4 protein-coding genes and 1 pseudogene are annotated in these 5,779 nt (G+C 69.6%); 4 read left to right on the top strand and 1 reads right to left on the bottom strand.

The genetic code is table 11. The features are described 5' to 3' along the window. The 4 genes and pseudogenes from AC1DZ6_RS17345 to AC1DZ6_RS17330 form a co-directional block, all read left to right on the top strand. A pseudogene (locus AC1DZ6_RS17345) lies at positions 1 to 472 on the top strand (beta-galactosidase); the annotation flags it as partial. Between the two features lie 152 nt (positions 473 to 624). After that, the gene (locus AC1DZ6_RS17340) at positions 625 to 1,914 is read left to right on the top strand and encodes a c-type cytochrome (RefSeq protein ID WP_477098390.1); all 1,290 of its coding nucleotides are present in this window, start codon (positions 625 to 627) and stop codon (positions 1,912 to 1,914) included. 7 nt (positions 1,915 to 1,921) lie between these two features. Continuing rightward, the gene (locus AC1DZ6_RS17335; RefSeq protein WP_477098389.1) at positions 1,922 to 2,386 is read left to right on the top strand and encodes a (2Fe-2S)-binding protein; all 465 of its coding nucleotides are present in this window, start codon (positions 1,922 to 1,924) and stop codon (positions 2,384 to 2,386) included. Beyond that, entirely contained in the window at positions 2,383 to 4,695 is a 2,313-nt protein-coding gene (locus tag AC1DZ6_RS17330) for a xanthine dehydrogenase family protein molybdopterin-binding subunit (protein WP_477098388.1), read from the top strand. Before AC1DZ6_RS17335 ends, AC1DZ6_RS17330 begins: the two co-directional genes overlap by 4 nt. Here AC1DZ6_RS17330 and AC1DZ6_RS17325 read toward each other — a convergent pair. Beyond that, positions 4,692 to 5,779 (bottom strand): oligogalacturonate lyase family protein (locus AC1DZ6_RS17325; protein ID WP_477098387.1); only part of this gene is annotated, 1,088 nt, incomplete at its 5' end. The genes AC1DZ6_RS17330 and AC1DZ6_RS17325 overlap by 4 nt on opposite strands.

Raw genomic sequence — 5,779 nt, 5'->3', positions numbered from 1 at the left:
GTACAAGGTCCGGCGGGTGGCCCTGAAGCCCGTCGCCACCGTCGCCGGTTCGAACCAGGCGACGGTCGGCTTGGCCCGGGACGACGACGAAATGACCCACTGGGCCAGCGACGGCCAGCTGGCCAACGCCTGGATCGAGTACCAGCTCGACAAGCCCCAGGGGGTCGATGAGGTGGTGCTGAAGCTGATCGGCTGGCGCCTGCGCTCGTATCCGCTGCGCATCACCCTGGACGGCATGACGGTCTACGAGGGCGTGCCGGCCAAGAGCCTTGGCTACGTGACCCTGCCGCTGAAGGCGGCGAAGGGGACCAGGCTGCGCATCGCCCTGACCGGCCCCACCGTCGACCGCGACGCCTTCGGCAAGATCGTCGAAATCACCGGCGCCCGGGCGGGTCTCGACACCGGCGCCGAGAAGGTGGCGGCCGGCGGCGGTTTGGGGATCATCGAGGCGGAGCTCTATCGCCGCCCCTAGGTGGCTGGCGGTTCCGCGGGTCTAGACGCGATCGACTCGCAGAACATGCGTATGCCTTGCCTGGAAGGGAATTTGGACTGAAGCTCATCCGCATCTGGCCCTGTTGCGTATGAGCTTGGCTCGACCGCGCGGGACCGCCAGGAGGGCCTCTCGTGCTGAAACGTATCCTTGTCGGACTGCTGGCGGTGGTGGTCGTCGGCCTGGTTGGGTTCGGGGTCTTCGCCTGGCGTCCGGGGATCGGCAAGATCGCGCCGCCCGCGCCGTCCAGCTTCGCGCCGGAACTGGTCGCGCGGGGCGAGGTGCTGGCCGGCGCCGGCTATTGCTCGACCTGCCACACCACCAAGGGCGGCCAGCCGTTCGCGGGCGGCTACCCGATGAAGACGGGCTTCGGCACGATCTACTCGACCAACATCACCCCAGACCCCAAGACCGGGATCGGGACATGGTCGGAGCCAGCCTTCCGCCGGGCGATGCACCAGGGCGTGGCCCGCAACGGCTCCCACCTGTTCCCGGCCTTTCCCTACGACCACTTCACCAAGCTGTCGGACGCCGACGTCTCGGCCCTCTACGCCTACATGATGACCCGGCCCCCGGTGGTCGCGCCCGCCAAGCACAACAGCGTGCCGTTCCCGCTGAACATCCGCGCGCTGCAGGCTGGATGGAAGCTGCTGTTCTTCAAGCCCGGCCGCTTCGAGCCCGACAAGGCCAGGAGCGCCGAGTGGAACCGCGGGGCCTATCTGGCCGAGGGCGTCAGTCACTGCGGCGCCTGCCACACGCCACGCAACGCCCTGGGCGCCGAGAAGCGTGACAAGGCCTTCGCCGGCGCCGCGATCGACAACTGGATCGCGCCGCCGCTGACCGCCGCCAATCCCTCGCCCGCGCCCTGGGACCAGGCCGAGCTGACCGCCTATCTGCGCACCGGCGTCAGCCGCTATCACGGCGTGGCCGCCGGCCCCATGGCGCCGGTGGTGCATGACGGCCTGAGCCGCCTGCCCGACGCCGACATTCAAGCCCTGGCCGTCTATTTCGCCGACCGTGCCGGCGCGGCGGGCCGAGCCTCGACCCTGGCACCGGTCCTGCAGCGGGCGGCGGCCGCCGATCGCCTGAACGTCGGACCGCAGAACGACCCGTCAGCGCGGCTGTACACGGCGGCCTGCGCGTCCTGCCACTACAACGGCGCGGGCCAGCCCAATCCGCTGCGGCCGGACCTGGCCCTCAACAGCGCCGTCAATCTGGATGATCCGACCAACCTGATCCGGGTGGTGCTGTACGGGGTCAGCGCCCGAGACGGCGCGCCGGGCGTGGTGATGCCCAGCTTCAACCGCTTCAGCGACGCCGACGTCGCCAGGCTGGCGGCCTATCTGCGGGCCACCCGCACCGACAAACCCGCCTGGCCGGACCTGGACAAGAAGGTCGCGACGATCCGCGCGCAGGGAAAGTGAGCCAGCCATGACCCAGTTCACGATCAACGGCCGGTCCGTCTCCATCGACGCCGACGAAGACACGCCCCTGCTGTGGGTGATCCGCGACGACATCGGCCTGACCGGCACCAAGTTCGGCTGCGGCATCGGCATGTGCGGGGCCTGCACCGTCCATGTCGGCGGACGGGCCACGCGCTCGTGCATCACGCCGATCAGCGCCGTCGAGGGCGCCGAGGTGACGACCATCGAGGGTCTGGATCCGGCCGGCCAGCACCCGGTTCAACAAGCCTGGCTGGACCTGCAGACCCCGCAGTGCGGCTACTGCCAGTCGGGCCAGATCATGCAGGCCGCGGCCATGCTCAAGGACTTCCCCGCGCCCACCGACCAGGACATCGACGCGACCATGAGCGGCAACCTCTGTCGCTGCATGACCTACGTCCGCATCCGCGCGGCCATCAAGCAGGCCGCCGCCGCCATGGGAGGCAAGTCGTGAGCCGCCTTCCGCCGAAAGGCGAACCGGGCAGCCTGCTGTCACGCCGTAACTTCCTAGTCGCCTCGACGGGCGCGGGCCTGGCCTTCGGCTTCGCGGCCCTGGTAGAGGCGGCGATGGATCCGGCCGTGCCCGGCGGCGCGCCAGCTCTGGCGACAGGCCCCCGGTTTGAGCCGACCCTGTGGTTCGCCATCGATGGCGAGGGGATCGTCACCGTCAACATCATCCGCGCCGAGATGGGCCAGCACGTGGGCACCGCCCTGGCCCGCATCCTGGCCGACGAACTGGACGTGGCCTGGGACAAGGTGCGCATCGTCCATGTCGACACCGATCCCAAGTGGGGCCTGATGGTCACCGGCGGCAGTTGGTCGGTGTGGCAGACCTTCCCGATCTTCAGCCAGGCCGGCGCGGCCGGTCGCATCGCCCTGGTCGAGGCCGGCGCCAAGCTGCTGAACGTCTCGCCGACGGGCGGGACGGCGCGCGGCGGCGTGGTCCATGTCGGCGGCAAGTCGATCTCGTACGGCGACATCGTCAAGCGCGGCGGCGTCGCACGGCAGTTCACGCCGGAGGAACTGGCCAAGCTGCCCGTCAAGCCGGCCGCCGAGCGCAAGCTGATCGGCAAGCCGGGCAAGGCTTTGGACGTCGCCGCCAAGACCAACGGGACGGCGATCTACGGCATCGACGCCAAGGTCCCGGGCATGGTGTTCGCGCGGCCCAAGCTGCCGCCCACTCGCCACGGGGCCAAGGTGGTGTCGGTGAACGACAGCGCCGCCAAGAAGATCAAGGGCTACCTGCGGTGCCTGACGATCGAGGATCCGTCCGACACCGTGCCCGGCTGGGTGCTGGTGATCGCCGAAAGCTATCCGGCGGCCCTGCGCGCCTCGGAGTTGGTCAAGGTGCGGTGGACCGCGGGCCCCGGCGCCACCGTGTCGGAAAAGGACCTGCAGGACCATGCCGCCGACCTGATCGCCAAGCCCGACGGCGGGGCGCTGCTGGAGAACAAGACCGCCGACACCGGCCCGGCCTTCAAGGCCGCAAAGTCGGTGCTTGAGCGGACCTACACCGCCGCCACCGTGCTGCACTTCCAGCTCGAGCCGCTGAACGCCCTGGCCTTTGAGAAGGACGGGGTGATGGAGATCCACACCGGCAACCAGTGGCAGAGCCTGATTCTGCCCACCCTGGCCAAGGCGCTGGACCGTCCTGAGACCCGCATCGTCATGCGCACCTACATGCTGGGCGGCGGGTTCGGGCGGCGCCTGAACGGCGACTACGCGGTGCCCGCGGCCCTGGCGGCCAAGGCGCTGAGCAAGCCGGTCAAGCTGGTGCTGACCCGGGAGGACGACGTGCGCTTCGACTCGGTGCGCTCGCCCTCGGTCCAGACCGTGCGCATGGCCTTCGACGGCGCGGGAAACATCCTGGCCCAGGAGCATCACGCCGCGGCCGGCTGGCCCACCTTGGCCAATGCTCCGGCCCTGATGCCCAAGGGCAAGAACGGCGTGGCCTACGACCCCTTCGCCATCTCCGGCGCGGACCACTGGTACGAGGTCGGCGCCCACAAGGTGCGGGCCATCAACAACGATCTGGCCAACGAAACCTTCCGCCCCGGCTGGCTGCGGTCGGTGGGACCGGGCTGGACCAACTGGGCCGGCGAAAGCTTCATCGACGAGGCCGCCCACCATCTGAAGACCGACCCGGTCGCTCTGCGGCTGAAGCTGCTGACGGGCGTCGGGGCTAATGCTGGCGGCGACGCCAGCACCGTGGGCGGCGCCAAGCGCCAGGCCGAGGTCGTGCGCCGCGCGGCCCAGGCCGCCGGCTGGGGCCAGGCCCTGCCCAAGGACACCGCCCTGGGCCTGGCGACCAGCTTTGGACAGGAGCGCGACATGCCCACCTGGGTGGCCTGTGTCGCCAGGGTCCATGTGGATCGCGCCAGCGGCGTGGTCACGGTCCAGAAGCTGACGGTGGTGACCGACGCCGGAACCATCGTCGATCCCGACGGCGCCCACGCCCAGACCGAAGGCGGGACGCTGTGGGGCCTGAGCATGGCCCTGCACGAGGGCACCGAGTTCGTGAACGGCGAGGTCAAGGACCTGAACCTCGACACCTATACGCCGCTGCGGATCTCCGACACGCCGGAGTTGGACATCCAGTTCGTCGATAGCGTCGAGGTCCCCGTGGGCCTGGGCGAGCCGGCGACGACGGTGGTCGCCCCGGCGATCGCCAACGCCATCTTCCGCGCCGTCGGCGTGCGCCTGAGGCACATCCCGATCACACCGCAGGCCGTCCGGGCGGCGTTGGCGGGCCGCCCCGCCTAGGGCTTCGCGTTCCCGCCGGCCTTGGCCACCTCGACCGCATAGACGTGGTTGGCCCCGTGCATGTTCGACCGGAACACGATCCACTTGGCGTCCGGGGTGAAGTTGACGTTGGGCTCCAGCCGGTAGTCGTGGCCCTGCATGTTCACCAGGCGCTCGGTGTCCAGCACGCCGGGCTGGATCAGCGCCTCGGAGCCCGGGGCGTGGATGCCGGCGACGTCCGGGACGGCGCGCGGGTGCATCAGGTACAGCCACTTGCCGTCCGGCGCGTGGGCGACCATCTCGCTGTCGCCGCCGTCGCCGGCGAACAGCTTGCCGTCCGGCGAAGTGTTGAAGTGAACCGACCAGGCGTTGCGGTCCAGGTGCAACCAGGTGCGCTTGCCGGTGGCGATCTCGTAGCCGGCCACCCAGAAGTCCTCGCCGCGCGGGGTCTGCAGGTCATACCAGACGGTCTTGCCGTCGGCGCTGAACCACTCGTGGCCGGCGATCTCCATGTTCATGGTCCGGGTGTGGATCTTGACCGGCGTATCGCCCGCCTTGTCGGTGCGCACCAGCCACAGGCGGTCGACCTTGTGCCAGGGACCCTCGTGGCAGAACATCAGCAGGTGCGGGTCGGTCGGCGAGAACTGCAGGTGGTTCAGCCAATCGGTGGCCTGGTGCACGACCTTGCGCTCGCCGGTCACGGTGTTGATCGTGAAGATCTCCATCGGGATGCGGCTGTCGAGGCGCGCGTTCAGTTGCACCTCGCGGCCCTCGGCATAGGACAGCTCGCGGCCGTCGGCGCTCTTCACGTCGTCGGGATTGCGGGGCAGGGCCTCCATCATGTTGGGAGGGATCGGCACGTCGGTGCGGTTGGCCACGCCGGCCAGCAGGGTCTCGTCGGCGTTGATCGTCTGGATGCCGACGCCCTTGGCCAGCTTGGCGACCTGGCGGACCTTCTTGGTCTTCGGATCGACCGCCTCGACCACGCCCGAGCCCTCCTCGGCCATGCGCTGGTAGTAGACTTGGCCGGTCTTGCGGCCGACGAACAGCAGCCGCAGCTTGCCATCGACCAGCGGCTTCAGGGCGTGGGTCTTCAGGTCCACCC

This window comes from Caulobacter sp. P1_B12_2 (assembly GCF_056406675.1).
This window is presented reverse-complemented; position numbering and strand designations above follow the sequence as displayed.

Bases quoted from the DNA above. Each gene is read 5' to 3' on its own strand.
- AC1DZ6_RS17335 (WP_477098389.1), top strand. From the start codon at position 1,922: ATGACCCAGTTCACGATCAACGGCCGGTCCGTCTCCATCGACGCCGAC.